The sequence below is a fragment of the Shewanella electrica genome (assembly GCF_022321485.1).
In the GTDB taxonomy this organism is placed as follows: domain Bacteria; phylum Pseudomonadota; class Gammaproteobacteria; order Enterobacterales; family Shewanellaceae; genus Shewanella; species Shewanella electrica.
In genome coordinates, this window is sequence record NZ_JAKOGG010000318.1 from 1 (window position 1) to 269 (window position 269).

1 protein-coding gene is annotated in these 269 nt (G+C 48.7%); it reads right to left on the minus strand.

All coding sequences use genetic code 11. The features are described from left to right. On the minus strand, nt 1-269 hold a 269-nt coding region (locus L9G74_RS20745), incomplete at both ends, for a helix-turn-helix domain-containing protein (protein ID WP_238898649.1).

Consider the following 269-nt stretch of genomic DNA (forward strand, 5'->3'; position numbering starts at 1 on the left):
TTCTTCTTTGGACCACGTGGCAACTGTACACCCAGTGCACGGTTCAATTTCGCAATGATCTGACCATTAGGAATAGCACGACCTGACTCATAGTCAGCAATGACCTGTGGTTTCTCATTGATCAGCGTCCCCAATTGCTTCTGATTCATCTTCTTGGCCATGCGCGCCTTCATTAGCGCTTGCGATAGACTACGGTCCACAGCATCATGCTTAAAGTTATCCGTATCTTCCTCAAGCTTGCGCGCGTTGATAGTAGCACCACTGTGTGC